Source organism: Microcoleus sp. CAWBG640 (assembly GCF_020883015.1).
GTDB lineage: Bacteria > Cyanobacteriota > Cyanobacteriia > Cyanobacteriales > Microcoleaceae > Microcoleus > Microcoleus anatoxicus.
This window is the reverse complement of sequence record NZ_JAHRFC010000055.1, coordinates 17,065-33,877: the sequence shown is the minus strand read 5'-3', so window position 1 is coordinate 33,877 and position 16,813 is coordinate 17,065. Positions and strand designations below refer to the sequence as shown.

Annotated in this window: 15 protein-coding genes and 1 CRISPR repeat array; of the genes, 7 read left to right on the top strand and 8 right to left on the bottom strand. The window is 44.0% G+C overall.

What is annotated here, in order from left to right; genetic code table 11:
• Nucleotides 1-159 precede the first annotated feature (159 nt).
• Nucleotides 160-735 (bottom strand): hypothetical protein, encoded by a 576-nt coding sequence (locus AAFP11_RS22155; RefSeq protein WP_341739001.1) that lies wholly within the window; start codon nt 733-735, stop codon nt 160-162.
• Nucleotides 736-1,033: 298 nt separating this feature from the next.
• On the opposite strand from AAFP11_RS22155, the gene AAFP11_RS22150 reads away from it, so the two are divergent.
• The 6 genes from AAFP11_RS22150 (at nt 1,034) to AAFP11_RS22125 (ending at nt 8,242) form a co-directional block, all read left to right on the top strand.
• Nucleotides 1,034-3,007 carry a PP2C family protein-serine/threonine phosphatase gene (locus AAFP11_RS22150; RefSeq protein WP_341739000.1) on the top strand — a complete coding sequence of 658 codons (1,974 nt, stop codon included), beginning with the start codon at nt 1,034-1,036 and terminating at the stop codon, nt 3,005-3,007.
• A gap of 145 nt (nt 3,008-3,152) precedes the next feature.
• Nucleotides 3,153-3,731, top strand: coding sequence for a DUF6272 family protein (locus AAFP11_RS22145; protein ID WP_341738999.1), 579 nt, complete (start codon nt 3,153-3,155; stop codon nt 3,729-3,731).
• A 47-nt stretch (nt 3,732-3,778) separates the two neighbouring features.
• On the top strand, nt 3,779-4,123 hold the full coding sequence (locus AAFP11_RS22140) for an STAS domain-containing protein (RefSeq protein WP_341738998.1): 345 nt from the start codon (nt 3,779-3,781) through the stop codon (nt 4,121-4,123).
• Nucleotides 4,124-4,150: 27 nt separating this feature from the next.
• Nucleotides 4,151-5,671 (top strand): adenylate/guanylate cyclase domain-containing protein, encoded by a 1,521-nt coding sequence (locus AAFP11_RS22135; RefSeq protein ID WP_341738997.1) that lies wholly within the window; start codon nt 4,151-4,153, stop codon nt 5,669-5,671.
• A 63-nt stretch (nt 5,672-5,734) separates the two neighbouring features.
• Nucleotides 5,735-7,423, top strand: coding sequence for an ABC transporter substrate-binding protein (locus AAFP11_RS22130; protein ID WP_341738996.1), 1,689 nt, complete (start codon nt 5,735-5,737; stop codon nt 7,421-7,423).
• A gap of 159 nt (nt 7,424-7,582) precedes the next feature.
• The gene (locus AAFP11_RS22125; RefSeq protein ID WP_341738995.1) at nt 7,583-8,242 is read left to right on the top strand and encodes a pentapeptide repeat-containing protein; all 660 of its coding nucleotides are present in this window, start codon (nt 7,583-7,585) and stop codon (nt 8,240-8,242) included.
• Nucleotides 8,243-8,344: 102 nt separating this feature from the next.
• Here AAFP11_RS22125 and AAFP11_RS22120 read toward each other — a convergent pair whose 3' ends face one another.
• The 5 genes from AAFP11_RS22120 to AAFP11_RS22100 all read right to left on the bottom strand — a co-directional run bounded on the left by AAFP11_RS22120 (nt 8,345) and on the right by AAFP11_RS22100 (nt 11,346).
• Nucleotides 8,345-8,704 carry a cupin domain-containing protein gene (locus AAFP11_RS22120; RefSeq protein ID WP_341738994.1) on the bottom strand — a complete coding sequence of 120 codons (360 nt, stop codon included), beginning with the start codon at nt 8,702-8,704 and terminating at the stop codon, nt 8,345-8,347.
• Nucleotides 8,692-9,207, bottom strand: coding sequence for a hypothetical protein (locus AAFP11_RS22115; protein ID WP_341738993.1), 516 nt, complete (start codon nt 9,205-9,207; stop codon nt 8,692-8,694). Before AAFP11_RS22115 ends, AAFP11_RS22120 begins: the two co-directional genes overlap by 13 nt.
• A gap of 215 nt (nt 9,208-9,422) precedes the next feature.
• Nucleotides 9,423-9,689: direct repeats of the CRISPR family, unit length 38 nt; unit sequence AGTTTCCATTCAATTAGTTTCCCCAACGAGTGGGGACT.
• Between the two features lie 351 nt (nt 9,690-10,040).
• Nucleotides 10,041-10,538 carry a type II toxin-antitoxin system YhaV family toxin gene (locus AAFP11_RS22110; protein WP_341738992.1) on the bottom strand — a complete coding sequence of 166 codons (498 nt, stop codon included), beginning with the start codon at nt 10,536-10,538 and terminating at the stop codon, nt 10,041-10,043.
• A 2-nt stretch (nt 10,539-10,540) separates the two neighbouring features.
• Complete coding sequence (locus AAFP11_RS22105; RefSeq protein WP_341738991.1) at nt 10,541-10,873, bottom strand: type II toxin-antitoxin system PrlF family antitoxin; 333 nt, start codon at nt 10,871-10,873, stop codon at nt 10,541-10,543.
• A 227-nt stretch (nt 10,874-11,100) separates the two neighbouring features.
• Nucleotides 11,101-11,346 carry a hypothetical protein gene (locus tag AAFP11_RS22100; RefSeq protein ID WP_341738990.1) on the bottom strand — a complete coding sequence of 82 codons (246 nt, stop codon included), beginning with the start codon at nt 11,344-11,346 and terminating at the stop codon, nt 11,101-11,103.
• A 509-nt stretch (nt 11,347-11,855) separates the two neighbouring features.
• On the opposite strand from AAFP11_RS22100, the gene AAFP11_RS22095 reads away from it, so the two are divergent.
• On the top strand, nt 11,856-12,749 hold the full coding sequence (locus tag AAFP11_RS22095) for a helix-turn-helix transcriptional regulator (protein WP_341738989.1): 894 nt from the start codon (nt 11,856-11,858) through the stop codon (nt 12,747-12,749).
• Nucleotides 12,750-12,771: 22 nt separating this feature from the next.
• Here the strand turns inward: AAFP11_RS22095 and AAFP11_RS22090 are convergent, their stop codons facing one another.
• Both AAFP11_RS22090 and acnB read right to left on the bottom strand, forming a co-directional pair.
• Nucleotides 12,772-13,920 (bottom strand): DNA cytosine methyltransferase, encoded by a 1,149-nt coding sequence (locus AAFP11_RS22090; RefSeq protein WP_341738988.1) that lies wholly within the window; start codon nt 13,918-13,920, stop codon nt 12,772-12,774.
• A gap of 171 nt (nt 13,921-14,091) precedes the next feature.
• Nucleotides 14,092-16,707, bottom strand: coding sequence for a bifunctional aconitate hydratase 2/2-methylisocitrate dehydratase (gene acnB / locus AAFP11_RS22085; RefSeq protein ID WP_341738987.1), 2,616 nt, complete (start codon nt 16,705-16,707; stop codon nt 14,092-14,094).
• Nucleotides 16,708-16,813 lie beyond the last annotated feature (106 nt).

Genomic DNA, 16,813 nt, shown 5'->3' with positions numbered 1-16,813 from the left:
GTATATTGTAGGACAACGTTCTATCTGATGTTGTCACATATCTTTATGGAAAAGATTCAATGTTTTTACTTCTGCTAACAAAGCCGTCCTATAAGGACGGGGTTTTAGACCCAATTTCTGTGATAAATTGATTTATAGCAACTTGGCGACAGCTACACATCAATTTTTCGGTTCCAAACGCAACACCTTTCCCCTAGCATCGGTGCGATAAACCCAAATTTGGCGGCCATCAGAAACCACAACCCGCCAACCTTTCACAATCATTTGGCCGCACAACTCATTAGTTGTCGAGATTCCCAAACAAGTATTCGGCCAAGTTTGGCGCGTCGATTCAGTCACTCGTAACCCTCCAGCAGCAATACCAGTTTGGCGCGACAAGTCCACTCGAACAGCCTCAACGATGGAAGCGGGCAATTGGCTTGGGGGGTTTTGGGGCGATCCTTGAGCCAAATTGTCTAATTCGGAAGTTAAATTATTCCCTACAAATTCCGAATAGCTGATGTTTTCCAGAACAGGTGTGGGCACAAATTCCTTGATGCTTGGCTGTTGTTGGCTTTCCAACTTGGTTAAGGAATGTTTCAGCGCCCCAGCATTAGCAGCAGCGGTATCTACCAGACTCGGATACATTTCCAATGCCAGAATTCCTGTTAACACCAAAGCCAAGACTAAAGGCCTGGGCTGCTTTTGGGCTTGGTTTTGACTGTCTTGAGAGTTATTTTCGGAAATTCGTTTCATTACAAGCCCTCCACCTCACTTCAGACTGCGGCGCGATCGCTGCTGAACACAACACTAACAATACTTATGTAGACACTGCTAATGTTAGTGTTGGTTCCTTTGTCAAGAACTAACATTACAAGTGCAGCGATGTAAGTATCGTCTTATTCTGTCTCTAGAGTAGAGTTTCAGGAAATAAGTATATTAATCCTCGCCAAACTTCTGATGGTGCGTCAAAACTGATTTTTTCAGGAATGATCCAAAAAAATTAGTAGCTTTTGCTACTAATTGAGTAAAATATTTGTGGATTGTGTCACATATGAACCAAAAATCCTTCGGTGTCCATTTAATGAATCGTCTGAGCTATCCCCAAAAATTTATCCTAATTGGCTTTCTCTTTGCCCTGCCCTTAACATTGGTCATATACCTGCTGATTTCCGAGATTAATAGCCAGGTAAATTTTTCTCAAAAAGAAATTTACGGCAATGAATACCTGCGCCCCCTGCGACAATTGAGACAGCACATACCGCAACTTCAACTTTTAGATTATCAGCCTTTAAATACAAATTTAAGCCGACCAGAGTTCAGGGCAGAACTAGAAGCAACAATAGACTCTAAATTTCAAAATCTTGCCAATACTGATAGCAGGATCGGAAGTTTATTGAAATCTTCAGAAAAAATGAATAAAACTTATCTTACTTGGCAAAATTTTAAACTGCGTCGCCACCAGTGGAGCTTAGAAACCTATGACTTTTTATATCAAACATTATTAGCAAATATTAATAAATTGGCTGCTGATGTTGGGGATAGTTCTAATTTAATATTAGACCCCGACTTAGACACTTATTACTTAATGGATGCTACTTTATTGAAACTGCCCGAAATTCAAAAAAATCTTTCAGAAATCAGAAGGATTTCTGAAAAAACCAGCCTGAAGTCAAATGCTACACAAGATGATAGAACCCAATATATTGCTCTTTCTGTAAAATTAAGAGAATTAAGTGAGGCTTTAGAGTTTAACATGAATGTTGCGTTTATAAACAATCCACAACACAATTTAAAGCCCAAATTAAATAATGATGTGCAAAGCTTTATTTTTCTTATATATCAATTATCTAAAAGTCTAGATAAACTAAACTATCCATCGGAAACTGTTCAGTATTATGCCTATATTGACTCAACTGAAAGAGTGCTAGAATTAAGTTTTGATCTGTGGGATAAAACCCTAGACGAATTAGATGTCTTACTACATAATCGTATTGAACATCTTATGAACAAAAAGCGAACAATTACAATAGTTGTTTTTTTGAGTCTCTCCATAGTATTTTATGTATTTGTATCTTTTTATCAGTCGGTGATGGAAACTGTATTGGTACTGGATGAAGCTTCCAAAAAAATGGCAAGAGGGAATCTTGATTACAAAATTAATTTGGATAACAAAGATGAATTGGGACAAGTTGTGAGGTCATTCAACAAAATTGCTGAGGCATTGGTTTATGCGAACCAAGAAATTACTGTTTTAAACGATCGCCTCAAAGCCGAAAATGTGCGGATGAGTGCCGAATTAGATGTTACTCGCAAAATTCAGCAAATGCTGTTGCCGAAAGACCGAGAACTTAAGGCAGTCATCGGTCTAGATATTGCAGGATTTATGGAATCTGCCGATGAAGTAGGAGGCGATTATTATGATGTACTTCAGCAAGATGGTAGAGTAAAGATTGGTATCGGCGATGTCACTGGACATGGCTTAGAGAGTGGTGTTTTAATGATTATGGTTCAAACGGCTGTGCGGACTTTGCTGGCTTACAATGAACCCGATCCCGTTCGATTTTTAAGTGCTATTAATCGGGCTATTTACGATAATGTACAACGGATGAAATCTGACAAGAATGCTACCTTGGCTTTGCTAGACTATGAGGAAGGAATGCTGAAATTGAGCGGTCAGCACGAAGAAATGATTGTGGTGCGTTCTAATGGTTCTGTAGAGCGGTTTGATACTATCGATTTGGGTTTCCCCATCGGGCTGGATGTAGATATTGCTGAATTTGTTGCTGAAAAAATGGTGCAGTTATATAAAGGAGATGTGGTAGTGCTGTACACTGATGGGATTACGGAAGCTGAAAATATGGATAAGATGCTTTACGGTTTAGAGCGGTTAATTGATGTCATACAAATAAATTGGCAACGAACGGCATCAGAAATCAGGTACGCTGTCATTGACGATGTGCGATCGCACATCGGCGAACAAAAAGTATTTGATGATATCACATTGCTGATTCTCAAACAAAAATAATAATTGATTATCAGTTATTGGTTAGGATAGATTAGTTAGTTATGAAAACCCAAAATTCATAAATAACCGCCTGTAAATCAACACTACATAATCACAAATAACTCCTCACAAAGAACTAAGACTAACAGACCACAGACTAATCAACATGAATCAGATCTTCGGTAATTTCATCGAACCGACTCCCAGCCAAGAATATTTAATCATTGGATTTTCCCCTAGTTCTATTCCCCTGAAGCAACGATGGCGGAATAACGGTTTATCGGCTGATTTCCTCGCGGACTACTTGACGACTTTTTTTCCGGGGACTCAAGAGGATGGCTCAGCACTGACAAGACAAGCGGAGGTGAAAAGTGCCGTTAGCTATATTGCTAATGAGTTATTGGAAAATGCCATGAAGTTTAACGATGAAAATTCCCATTACCCGATCGATATTAAACTGCAATTGGAGAAGGACGGGCTAATTTTCTCCGTGGCTAACAGCATTCCGGCTTCTGCTGTTGACAATTTTCAGGGTTACATTCAGAAATTGCTGCTTTGCGACCCCAGCGAGATGTATATTGAGCAGTTAGAAAAAAATGCTGCTGATGAGAACTGTACCGCTTCAGGGTTAGGCTTGCTGACTATGCTCAACGACTACAGCGCCAAGATGGGCTGGAAGTTCGAGACGGTTCAACAGGACCCGGAAGTCATTGCCGTCACCACGATGGTACAACTAAGATTATAAGCCCATCGGGCATCAATTATCCAACTTAAGCAACTTTTTTCGCCACAATGGAAATTAAGACAGAAAAATACCACATCTGCTACGATCGAGAGACAGCCACGGTGAGTTTTTCCGGCTCCCTGCGACTAAGCGGGCCCGAAGAATACCAGCCGATTACCCAGTTGCTCGGCGATGTAGCCGATACGCAAACGGAAAAAATTATTCTGAATTTGCAGCAGTTAGAATTTTTGAACAGTTCGGGGATCAGTATGCTGTCGAAGTTCATCATTGAGATGCGAAAAAAACCTGGGGTGCAAATGGCGGTACAAGGCTCTAAATCTGTCGCTTGGCAAGGTAAATCTTTGAAGAATTTGCAACGTCTAATGCCTGCTTTAGTGGTGGAATTAGTGTAGGAACTGCCAGAGCCTTTGGGATTCGGAATGATGATGCAATTTTCTGTTGGTAAAGGCGCAAGTTCTAGGGTTATGTTAGAAGAACAACCATCGAGAGAACAGCTAGTTTTGGAACTCGAAAGATTGCGCCAGCAAGTGGAAGACTTGAAAGAGGAAAAAGCGGATCTGGAAATTTTGTTGGAAACCAGTGCAGCCCACTCTGATAATCTGACAAGCGAGTTACGCTATCGGGCGTTGCAAGCAGTGCGCGAAGCAGAAAAGCGGCTGGCTCAGTTTCTGGAAGCTATTCCCATCGGAGTGGTAGTTCTTGATTTTGAAGGCCAACCTTGCTATGTTAATCGTGCGGGAAAGCAGTTGCTCGGCAAAGGGGTTTTACCATTAAATACCGTTGATAATTTGTCGGAAGTTTATCAAATTTATCTCGCGGGTACTGATACTATTTATCCGAGCGAAAATTTGCCCATCGTCCGAGCTTTGAAGGGCGAAACTTCCACGGCTGAGGATATGGAAGTTCATCTACACGACAATATAATTCCGATCGAGATTTGGGGAACACCAATTTTTGACGAGGATGGTAGTGTGGCTTTTGCGATCGCAGTTTTTCAAGATATTACAGAACGTAAACAAGCAGAAAGCGATCGCCATAAGTTTATTAATGAACTCTCTCTCCTCAATCAAAGTCTGGAAGCCTCCCTAGATGCCGAATCAGAATTAACTGATGCCTATGGGCGGTTTGTTCCCCATCAATTTCTAAATTTACTGGGATATGAAAGCATTATAGAAGTTAATTTGGGAGATCAAACACAGCAAGAAATGTCGGTTTTATTTGCGGATATCCGGGATTTTACAACGCTTTCTGAGACCATGACACCCCAAGAAAATTTTAATTTTATCAATGCTTATTTGTCGCGGATGGAGCCGGCTATTGCTAGAAATAATGGGTTCATCGACAAATATATAGGTGATGCAATTATGGCTCTATTTAGCGACTGTGCCGATGATGCTGTTAAGGCTGGTATTGCTATGTTAAATATTCTCAAAGACTACAACAAACACCGTCAAAATGTGGGATACATCCCCATTCAAATTGGGATTGGCATTAACACAGGTTCTTTGATGTTGGGGACAGTGGGTGGCAAAAGTCGGATGGATAGCACTGTGATTAGTGATGCGGTTAATTTGGCCTCTCGGATTGAAGGATTGACTAAAGATTACGGCGTACCGCTGTTAATTTCTCATGCCACTTTTGAGAAGTTGCGAAATCCGGCTGATTATGCTGTTCGCATCGTCGATAAGGTACAGGTCAAAGGAAAATCTCAATTTGTAACAGTTTATGAAGTATTTGATGCCGAACCAGAGGAGGTGAGATTGGCAAAGCTAGAAAATTTGCCCATATATAATGAAGCTATGTTATTGTGCGATCGCAAGGAGTTTCGAGAAGCGGGAAAATTGTTTGAAGAGTGTTTGCGGAACAACCCTAGCGATCGGGTGGCTCGCATTTATCTCAAACGCTGTCGAGATTGGCGCACTTTACTCAAAGGAATTTGATATTTGGGCATCGGGAATGGGGCAGAGGGCATCGGGCAATTTTAGATTTTGGATTCTGGATTAATGATACGTACTTGGGAATTATTGCGTAAAATGACAATGGGAACAGCTAGGTGGCTGCTAAAAATATTTATCAGACCTTCGGTGATTAAAGTTCTAGCGCTGTTGAGTCTTTGCTGCTGTTTAATTATAAGCTGCCGACAGCCGACAAATCCATCGGTTAACTCTGGCGCTGACAATACTCAAAAAGATCGGATTACCATTGGCACAACCTTGAAACTGCGGACGATCGACCCTGGGGATGCCTACGAAGTGATATCAGCACAATTGTTGCACAATTTGGGCGACACTCTCTACACCTATGAGTCGGGAACTACAAAGTTAATCCCGGATTTAGCCACAGCCATGCCCAAAATCAGCCCCGATGGATTAACCTATATAATTCCTCTGCGTCAAGGGGTGATTTTTCATGATGATACACCCTTCAATGCCGCAGCAATGGAGTTTTCTTTACAGCGGTTTATCAAAAATGGTGGCCGTCCAGCTTTCCTGTTAGGTGATGCTGTAGAATCAGTGACAGCGACGGGCGAATATGAGTTAACTGTTAAATTAAAAAAGCCTTTTGCGGCTTTTCCGGCCATGCTAACCTTTGCTGGTACTTGTGCCATTTCTCCGAAAGCTTACGAAATTGGCGACGGTAAATTTAAACCAGATACATTTGTGGGAACCGGACGCTACAAGCTAGCCAAGTATGGCACCGATTCTCTCAAAATAGATGTATTTGATAAATATTGGGGAGAAAAACCCCAAAATAAAGGAATAGATTTGTTGCTGCTTTCTAGTTCCGCCAATTTGTTTAATACTTTTCGCACGGGTGCGATCGATGTTGCTTATTTATCTCTGGATGCAGATCAAGTTCGCAGTTTGGATGAGGGAGCAAAAAAAGGGAAATGGCAGGAATTCGAGGCCGAGAGTAGTACCGTCAGTTATATGACGCTGAATATCCAGTCTAAACCCCTGGATAATATATATGTGAGACAGGCGATCGCAGCTACGATCGATCGCCCACTAATTAACGATCGCGTACTCCGTGGACAAGCACAGCCACTGTACAGTCTGATTCCCACAACCTTTGACGTTCAAAAACCCGTTTTCAAAGAACTCTACGGCGATGCCAACATGGTAAAAGCCAAGGAATTATTGACTAAAGCGGGATACTCAGCAGCAAATCCTTTAGTATTGCAAATCTGGTATCCTTCATCTTCCGCAAAAAGAGGTTTAGTGGCGAGTACCATCAAGGCCATAGCTAAACTCAAGATGGAGGGAATTCTACAGATAGAAGTTAATAGTGTGGAATCTCCCACTTTATTTCAAAATATTGAGAAGGGAATTTATCCTGCGGTGTTAGTGGATTGGTACGCCGACTTTTTCGATGCCGATAACTATATACAGCCATTTTTAGATTGTGCCGAAGGTTCGGTTGCTGGCGGCTGTTCCAAGGGTGCTAGCCAGGGTCAGGGTTCGTTTTATTATAACGATCGCGTGAATCAACTGATCGCCAAACAGCGCCAAGAACCAAACCCACAAATCCGCAACGCCATTTTTGGTGAACTTCAAGACATACTAGGTAGAGATGTACCTTTCATCCCCCTCTGGCAGGATAAAGATTATACTTTTGCTCAAAAAAATATTACAGGTGTTAGCTTAGAACCGACGCAAGCTTTTCCGTTTTGGTTCCTGAAAAAGCAATAATTTTTAACAAATTTTAACTTTGTTAAAACATCTAAAATTATAGCATTTTTGGGGTACACAACACAGTGATAATAATCACACTATATCCAGATGTCGATCGCTCAAGATCCTTCAAAAATAAACTAAATTTGTAAGTAGAGATTTGGTGGGAGCGGGTATATGAAGTTTGAGATTTTGGCAGCTACAGGGTTACTAATTGCGATCGGTTTTGCCTCTCCAGTGAAAGCCGAAAATCCCGCAGAAGTCAAGCAGTTACTAGAAACCAAAATTTGTTCCGGTTGTGACTTGACAGGAGCGCAACTTTCTGGTATAGATCTCAGCGGTGCAGATTTGAATGGGGCGAATTTGAGTGGGGCGAATTTGAGGGGAACGAATCTCAATGAAGCCAAGCTGAATCAAGCCAATCTCAAAAATGCCAAACTAGCCGGTGCGAGCTTAATCGCTACGAGGATGCACGGTGCGAATTTGGAGCAAGCTGACTTGAGCCGTGCTAATCTGAATTTGGCTGGTTTAGTGATTGCGAATTTGAAGAATGCCAATCTCAGCAGCTCGAATCTAATCGGAGCTAATTTGGAAAGTGCTAATTTGACTGGCGCAAACCTCAAAAATGTTCGTCAGTCATTGTTGAATCTAGCCAATGTCACTCTCAAAGGTGGGAGTTTGTTCGGAATGGATATGGTGGGAGTCAACCTACGGGATGCAAATTTGACCGGTGCAAATTTGACTGGTGCAAATTTGGTGGGTTCCGACTTGACAGGCGCTAACCTCAGAAATGCAAATATGGCCAATGTAGAGTTGAAGAATGCTGCACTGCCCTAGGGCGATCGCCTATTTTGATATCAGACGATCGTGCTTAACAACTTTAATATAAAAATGTAGGGGTAGTTCAGAAACTGCCCCTACACTTTTAATTGTCAAGGATTAATCTTCTTCGTGAGCATCTTGGGGAAAACGAATGATGTCATCGTCGCCGAGATATTCGCCATTTTGAATTTCAATCATCACCAGGGGAATCACGCCAGGGTTTTCCACACGGTGAGCAGCATTCATGGGAACGTAGGTTGACTGTTTTTGCATCAAAATAGTTTCTTTGTCATCGCAGATCACTTTAGCGGTACCGGAGACGACAACCCAATGTTCGCTGCGGTGATAGTGCATTTGGGTGCTGATGTGGTGGCCCGGTTTGAGTTCGATGCGATTGATTTTATAGCGATCGCCAGCGTCGATGATTGTAACTTTGCCCCAGTAGCGGGTTTGGGTGCGAGTATCTATTGTTTCCATTGTTTCGACTGTTTCCATTGTTTTCGCCCTGCTGTTGGTGTCGCCAACGGTATCTGCTGTGAATATTTGTAGTTGAAAGTATAGCAGGAATATGGAAATAATAGCCGATTAGAAAGACGGTCTTCATCTAAAACTTTACGGAGATATTCCCAAGTTTCAGTTTGTTCCTGTTCATCTCCCTCCTCCACCCATGAATTGATTAAATCAATTGCACCTTGATTTCTTTTTATCCGTTCCTCCAGCGACAGTTTAGTCATATCTATTTTCTCAGGTGTGGGGGCCAGCTCGGACAATATGGGCTTTACTGTCACCGTTTCCAGAAGTAATCGCATCATCTGAAGTAAGTTTGGCCAATATTCTCTGGGAGTTTGCTGAATTATGCGGAGAAATTCGGCGATGGGCTCGCTTAACGGGCGATCGATCTCTTTCCCTTCAGCCATAGGAATTTCGGGCGCGGAGGTTACGGTTCCTTGGGTTTCGCTGCTTAAAACTTGTTCGGACATAATTACTTTTCTCCTTTCTCTTATCTATATTATGTGCTGTTGATTAACCATGTTGAGAGGCTTTGGCAAATATTGTGAGAAAAAAGTGCCCCTACGTGCGATCGTAGGGGCGGCTTTTTCTAACCATTTATGTCGGAAACAAACAATGTAATAAACCCGCCTCGGCTCAACGACAAAATGGCGTTGAATTAGCAAGAACAGAGTTCACAATTGCTAAGTTTCCATTCAATTAGTTTCCCCAACGAGTGGGGACTCCATTCTGGTATTACGCCAAAACAGACGAGAACGAGTTTCCATTCAATTAGTTTCCCCAACGAGTGGGGACTCTGGAATCTATCTATCATGAACTTTAAAAATTTCATTGCTGCAAGTTTCCATTCAATTAGTTTCCCCAACGAGTGGGGACTGGCTGTGAGCGATGCCACAATAAAGCAATATTTGTACCGTTTCCATTCAATTAGTTTCCCCAACGAGTGGGGACCCCTGCATTATACACCCAATACACCGCAAGGTGTCCAGAGGCCATTTGCGAGGGATAGCAAATTTGTACCTGCAAACCACCTCCGAGCATACCATCGAAATTGTTGAAACCCTTACAGGGCAATATATCGAGGGATAGAACGAACTTGCGCGATCGCAGCCATTTCTTCCATCCCTCGCGAGTGATATACCAAATCTGGGTTTATTAACCTTTAACTGGTTCCCAGGCTAGAGCCTGGGAACCGAGATCCAGAGGCTCTGCCTCGCTTGCGGACAAAAACAGGAGGCAGAGCCTCATAGAAGGCATTCCCAGGCTCTAGCCTGGGAACCAGCAAACTATTTTATTTTTACAGTTAAATTTCTGCTTGGACTGCTTGATCTAAACGATTAGTTTCACCTTTGGCATCTTTGAGTAAGTCATCCCAATTGTCTGGAGGGATGCCACTTTCAAGCATTTTTTTGAAAATTCGATAAGCGTCTGTCTTACTGTCATAAGCTCGCTTAGAGTTCTCATCATTCACCCAGGCGAAAACAATAATTTTAGCCTCTTGATGATATCTGAAAAACAGTCGGTACTGCTGAAAAAATTTAGCTCTAAACCAGTGCTTATAATCATCTCCTAGCGTATCACCCTGGCGATAATCACTACGTGTTGGATCTTGAGGAATAACATCAAATGCCAGCTTTGCTATGGCAGCTAAACGCTTTGTAGCATTTTTATGCTTGTAGTCTTGAGGATACTTCTGACGCAAATGTTCAACTTGCGTCAGAAGTTCTTCAAACTGGTTGAGGAAGAGAGGATGGGCAAATATATTCCACCCATTAATCACCAGCGGCTGATTTACAGACAAACTTATTCATCCTCATCCGAGAGTGGTGCATCCAGATCAAGATCAATTTCAGAAACTAAGGACTGAACACGACTGACTAAATCAGAGCTAATTGCTTGTAAGTGGTGAGGATTTTGTCCCATATCTCGTGCAATAAATTTCAGAAACAGTCGAAGTATCGGATCGCTTTCTGTCGAGTTAGCACGAGAAATGACTACTTGACCGTCAGAGTCGATCGTATAGCAGATTTTATCACGCTTATTCAAGCCAAGGGCTTTGCGAACTGGCTCAGGAACTGTAGTCTGATAGCGATCGGTCAGAGTAGACTCTGAGTATAGGGCTAGTATTGCAGCCATAGCAACCTCTAAATCTGGCGGTTCAAATCTATGGTAATGCAACCGCATTGTCTTGTCAAGAGACTACTGGTTTAGCTGGTTCCCAGGCTCTAGCCTGGGAACCGAGATCCAGAGGCTCTGCCTCGCTAGCGGACAAAAATAGGAGGCAGAGCCTCATGGAAGGCATTCCCAGGCCAGAGCCTGGGAACGAGCAATCAAGCCTGGGAACGAGCAAAACCAGCCAACACCTAGACTTTGAGCTTCCGACGGCGAATCAGCACGCTCATAACTTGCTTAGGATTAGCCGCACGCTGTACCGGACTCCAATCCCCCACTTCCGCAAAACCCAGTCGGTACAAAGTGAGTATCGTTTCCCTCACACCCTGGGGCGAACCTGTAACCGTTACACACACCACATCCTGTTCCGATACTGGTGCTGATTCGTCATTTGGCCGTTCAGATTCGTGATCATCAGGCAAAAATTCCTGTGACATATTATTTTCTCCTGGTTTTGGGTTTTCTAGAAAAACCCAAAAACCCAGCCGCCCCGCATTTCAACACATAGCAGGGCGGCTACAGAGAATGTTAAGATTCTCGGAGCCTCCAGACTGCTAGTCCCAGTTTGGCGGTTAGCTGTCCATTGCTGTTGGCGCAGCTTTGGGCGAAGCGAAGCGGAGGGAGTGCAACTAGATTTTCGGGCGACGACGTGGCTGCCTTCTCTACAAGCAAAGCAACCTCTTACTCAAAAGCGTAGCCGCATAGGGGGGGCCCGTGTCAATCCATTTTGGATTTTAGATTTCCCTCGCGAGTGATATATCAAATCTGGTTCTAACTGGTTCCCAGGCTAGAGCCTGGGAACCGAGATCCAGAGGCTCTGCCTCGCTTGGGGACAAAAACAGGAGGCAGAGCCTCTGGGAAAGCATTCCCAGGCCAGAGCCTGGGAACGAGCAAACACGCCTTTCATGGCGTGGTGATAAAATTAAGCTGCTAATAATATGGCGGAATGAACAATGATGACTCACTAACCCCTCCTGATAACCTTTTGCAGGCCCTCGCGACTAGAGTACGTGTTCTGCGGAGGGAGCAAGGTTTAACCCAAGAACAACTTGCCGATCGGGCTGGGTTGAACCCCCGCCACATTCAGAAGGTAGAAGCTGGGGAACTAAATGTCACAATTAGTACGTTGTCTGCCTTAGCTTTGGCTCTTGGTGTCACAATTACTGGCTTAATAGAACCACATCTTGTCTCTGAGTCTAGACCTCAGACTACTAGCCTGTCACGCCTCTCTCCAAATGAAATGCTGCCATGTTGCAGAAACACTGATGCACTAAATTCTATCGGTCTGACTCCCGAAATGCTATGCCATGCAATTTTCCATGCGTATACGGTGATAGATTCGATAGATTCTAGTTTGCTTGAAGGCGGTTTGGAGCGTCTCGCCGGCGGTACAGTTGAACTAGCAAATTTATCTTCTATTTTTGGTAACTTACTAGGTGCTGGAGTAGCTCTTCATTCGGGCGGACAGTTTGTTCGCAATGGTTCCCACAAGTTTCCCGATTTGGTATCTGTTAATAGTAATTTTGAATCTGGAATAGAGATCAAGGTAGCTCTCGAAACCAACATTCCGAAAGGACATCTGGCAAAATCAGGAATATACTTCACCTTTCGTTATGTATTAGTGACTGTAAGCGGTTTCGATCGGTCTCATCGCGGTGACATAGTTTCAATTTGGGAAGTTCGATGTGGAAGGCTTTCTGATATTGACTTCTCGTTAAGCAACACAGCAGGTGATAGTGGAAAGACGGCTGTGATTAAAACTGAAGCACTGCGCCAAATGAGTCTAGTGTATTTTGACCAAGCACTATGTCCGTACAGGAGATATGTTTATTTCAACTAGCTTTGACTTGGCATACCTCTAATTACAACTGTGCCAGCAATGCTGTAGCAATTGCACGACTCAAAAGTGGCGGAACAGCATTACCAATTTGTTTAACTATCTGACCACGGTTGCCTATAAATATGTAGTCATCATCAAATCCTTGAAGTCTGGCTCCTTCCCTGGGAGTAAGAGCTCGGTCTTGATACGGGTGAATACATTTATTTGAACCAGGGTGTACAAAGTTGACAGTTACAGTAACAGAAGGTTCATCGGGTTCTATTCGGCTATATGAGGTACTAAAGCCACTACTTACCGCTCCGGGAGGCAAGGCAAAAATATTTGAGCCTGCATATTTAATCACCTTTAACATTTTTTCAGTGTGAGCGGTGGCTTCGTGTAGTGCAAGCACTTTCTCAGTTTTACGCCGTTCCAATTCATATTGAGTAGGAGAAATATCACATCGATAGTGAGTGTCTTTTTCTCCAGCACTCACCTCCGGCAGGTCGTGAATTGCCTCCATAACTGTAACCGCTGGTGCAAGGATATATTGCATTAACGGATAGGTGCGTAATACTTTCGGATGACTGAGAGGAGCCATACTGCGACCTTCAAAATAGTGAGTAATTTCGGGAAACTTCACCTTATTGTTATTTCCAAAACGGCCGATAATAACTACCCTTTCTCTCCTTTGAGGTAGACCATAGTGGACTGCATTGAGCACTCGCCAATCTGTGGAATATCCAATAGCTTCAAATAGTTCGACAATTTGTTTAATTGTCTGTCCGTTCTTGTGGCTGATTAAGCCAACCACATTTTCCATGACGAAAAAAGTTGGCTGATAGAACTGAACCAATAATGCAAATGACTCAAACAGTGTATTCCGAGGATCATCAACATTCAGACTACGAAATGGACGTACTGACGAAAAACCCTGACATGGTGGGCCTCCTATAACTACATCAACATCCCCAGGGGTAAGTCCAGTAGTTTTGCAAAACTTATTAGGTGACCATTGTCTGATATCTCCCTCGATCGCACAGACATCTTTGTGATTTGCTTTAAATGTCCTCAGTCGATCTCGGAGAATGTCAATACCAGCTTTTACCTCAAATTCACCTGTCGCCTCAAATCCTGCTGAAAAACCGCCCGTACCACAAAATAAGTCGATAATTTTCAATTTCTGTCCCATTGCTGCTCTTTAGTATTAGCTAATACTATATCAAGTGTCTTATGTAATTTTTAGTTTAGCAGCTAGACAATAAGTATACCAAATAAAAAAATGTAATACCCAGATCCCCGACTTCTGAAAGAAGTTGGGGATCTAACAGCGAGAGTTTTACGTTTAATTAGGTTGATTTACTTACTTGCTCAACACGCCTTCGGGAATGCCCAAAAGATCCTCAATCCGAGGCATATCTTCCACAGCAATCACTCGCCCTTCATCCTCGAAACCAGCAATTTGATCGAAGTTTAAATACCGATACAAATCATCAGCAAAAGGATTAATCTTCTTCGCCACAATCTCCATGTATTCTGGGACTGTGGGAATTCGACCCAACAGCGAACAAACTGCGGCTAATTCTGCCGAACCAAGATAAACTTGCGCATCTTTCCCCATGCGGTTGTTGAAGTTTCGAGTGGATGTTGAAAATACCGTTGTGGCATCTTTAACCCGTGCTTGATTTCCCATGCAAAGACTGCAACCGGGCATTTCTGTACGAGCTCCAGCGGCTCCAAAAATGCTGTAATAACCTTCTTCTTTGAGTTGTTGTTCGTCCATGCGAGTTGGGGGACAAATCCACAGGCGGGCTTTCACTTCCCCAGCACCTTCCAATACTTTCGCGGTGGCGCGGTAGTGACCGATATTGGTCATGCAAGAACCGACAAATACTTCGTCAACCCGATCGCCCGCAACCTCACTTAACAACTTAACATTATCCGGGTCATTGGGTGCAGCCACAATGGGCTCTTTAATCTCATTCAAGTCGATTTCAAGGATTTCGACATATTCAGCATCAGCATCAGCCTCCAGCAACACCGGATTTGCCAGCCATTCCTCCATCTTCGCTACGCGGCGCATCATTGTCCGCGCATCTGCATAGCCCCGCGCCATCATATTTTTCAGCAGCGCCACATTGGAACGAATGTACTCAGAAACAGTCTCCACGCTCAGTTTAATCGTGCATCCAGCACAAGAACGCTCGGCCGTGGCATCAGTCAATTCAAAAGCCTGCTCGACCTTCAAATCTGGCAAACCTTCAATCTCCATAATCCGTCCAGAAAAGATGTTTTTCTTGTTCTGTTTCTCGACGGTTAGCAAACCTTTTTGAATTGCTACATAGGGAATTGCATTCACAACATCCCGCAGGGTTACTCCCGGCTGCAATTCACCTTTGAACCTTACTAAAACCGACTCCGGCATATCCAAAGGCATCACGCCCAAGGCAGCAGCAAAGGCCACCAATCCCGAACCCGCCGGAAAGGAAATTCCCAAGGGAAAACGAGTGTGAGAATCGCCACCAGTTCCTACGGTATCTGGCAATAACATCCGGTTTAACCAGGAGTGAATAATGCCGTCTCCGGGACGCAAAGCTACGCCGCCTCGTTGAGCCATGAAATCGGGTAATTCATGGTGAGTTTTGACATCAACTGGTTTTGGATAGGCCGCGGTATGACAAAAACTTTGGATTACCAAATCGGCGCTAAATCCCAAACAAGCTAGTTCTTTTAATTCGTCCCTTGTCATCGGGCCGGTGGTATCTTGGGAACCAACTGTGGTCATCACTGGTTCGCAGGATGTGCCGGGACGAACGCCGGACAAACCGCAAGCTTTTCCGACCATTTTCTGGGCTAAAGTAAAGCCTTTGTGGGTGTCTACTGGGATGGTGGGGCGGGTGAAAATAGTGCTGATTTCTAGTCCTAAAGCTTCGCGGGTTTTGTCGGTTAAAGTGCGTCCAATTAATAGAGGAATTCGACCGCCGGCGCGAACTTCGTCTAATATTGTGTCTGGTTTAAGGGTGAATGTGGAGATGATTTCTCCCTCGGAGTTGGTGATTTCGCCTTTGTAGGGATGGATGGTAATTACCATGCCTGTTTCCATTTTGGCGACGTCGCATTCGATCGGCAATGCACCGGAATCTTCAGCGGTATTGAAGAAAATCGGGGCGATCGCACTTCCGAGAATATAACCGCCGTTGCGCTTGTTCGGCACAAACGGAATATCATTGCCAATATGCCACAGCACGGAATTAATAGCCGATTTCCGCGAGGAACCGGTGCCGACAACATCGCCAACGTAGGCTACCGGATGACCTTTTTGCTTCAATTGGGCAATGGTTTGCAGAGCACCGGGCATTTTACTTTCCAGCATCGCCAAAGCGTGCAGGGGAATGTCCGGCCGCGTGGTAGCCTGGGGGGCCGGTGACAAATCGTCGGTATTCGTCTCTCCCGGCACTTTAAACACCGTTACGGTGATGGCATCGGCTAGTTGCGGGCGACTGGTAAACCACTCGGCATTCACCCAAGAGTCGATGACTTGTTTGGCGTAGGGATTGATATCGGACAGTTCCAAAACGTCGTGGAATGCGTCAAATACTAACAGGGTTTTGCTGAGGGCGCGGGCTGCGGTGGCGGGAATTGCGGTTTCCGCTGTGGGATTGAGCAAATCGATGAGGGAGTGGACGTTGTAGCCGCCCATCATTGTCCCTAGCAGGTAGACTGCCCATTTGGGCGAGATTAGGGGACTCTGGATTTCTCCTTTGGCGATGCTGGTCAAAAATCCCGCTTTGACGTAGGCTGCTTGGTCTACTCCGGGTGGCACGCGATCGCGCAATAATTCTACTAAGGTTTCTTCTTCGCCCGGTGGCGGATTTTTGAGCAATTCGCAAAGTTCGGAGGTTTGCTGAGCATCTAGGGGCAGTGGGGGAATTCCCAAGGCTGCCCGTGAAGCTACGTGTTGGCGGTAAGATTCAAGCATTTCTGTCCTTCGTTGATTGTTTGCAGTTCAGTTTACTTTGAAAACTAGGAGCTTGTACTCATGATTGGACAAAGTATCCCACTCTATAAAAACTTAACGCAAGGGT

What these genes read in the sequence shown, in the direction of transcription:
- AAFP11_RS22155 (WP_341739001.1), bottom strand. Translation starts at nt 735, where the DNA reads ATGAAACGAATTTCCGAAAATAACTCTCAAGACAGTCAAAACCAAGCC.
- AAFP11_RS22150 (WP_341739000.1), top strand. Translation starts at nt 1,034, where the DNA reads ATGAACCAAAAATCCTTCGGTGTCCATTTAATGAATCGTCTGAGCTAT.
- AAFP11_RS22145 (WP_341738999.1), top strand. Translation starts at nt 3,153, where the DNA reads ATGAATCAGATCTTCGGTAATTTCATCGAACCGACTCCCAGCCAAGAA.
- AAFP11_RS22140 (WP_341738998.1), top strand. Translation starts at nt 3,779, where the DNA reads ATGGAAATTAAGACAGAAAAATACCACATCTGCTACGATCGAGAGACA.
- AAFP11_RS22135 (WP_341738997.1), top strand. Translation starts at nt 4,151, where the DNA reads ATGATGATGCAATTTTCTGTTGGTAAAGGCGCAAGTTCTAGGGTTATG.
- AAFP11_RS22130 (WP_341738996.1), top strand. Translation starts at nt 5,735, where the DNA reads ATGATACGTACTTGGGAATTATTGCGTAAAATGACAATGGGAACAGCT.
- AAFP11_RS22125 (WP_341738995.1), top strand. Translation starts at nt 7,583, where the DNA reads ATGAAGTTTGAGATTTTGGCAGCTACAGGGTTACTAATTGCGATCGGT.
- AAFP11_RS22120 (WP_341738994.1), bottom strand. Translation starts at nt 8,704, where the DNA reads ATGGAAACAATAGATACTCGCACCCAAACCCGCTACTGGGGCAAAGTT.
- AAFP11_RS22115 (WP_341738993.1), bottom strand. Translation starts at nt 9,207, where the DNA reads ATGTCCGAACAAGTTTTAAGCAGCGAAACCCAAGGAACCGTAACCTCC.
- AAFP11_RS22105 (WP_341738991.1), bottom strand. Translation starts at nt 10,873, where the DNA reads ATGGCTGCAATACTAGCCCTATACTCAGAGTCTACTCTGACCGATCGC.
- AAFP11_RS22100 (WP_341738990.1), bottom strand. Translation starts at nt 11,346, where the DNA reads ATGTCACAGGAATTTTTGCCTGATGATCACGAATCTGAACGGCCAAAT.
- AAFP11_RS22095 (WP_341738989.1), top strand. Translation starts at nt 11,856, where the DNA reads ATGAACAATGATGACTCACTAACCCCTCCTGATAACCTTTTGCAGGCC.
- AAFP11_RS22090 (WP_341738988.1), bottom strand. Translation starts at nt 13,920, where the DNA reads ATGGGACAGAAATTGAAAATTATCGACTTATTTTGTGGTACGGGCGGT.
- acnB (WP_341738987.1), bottom strand. Translation starts at nt 16,707, where the DNA reads ATGCTTGAATCTTACCGCCAACACGTAGCTTCACGGGCAGCCTTGGGA.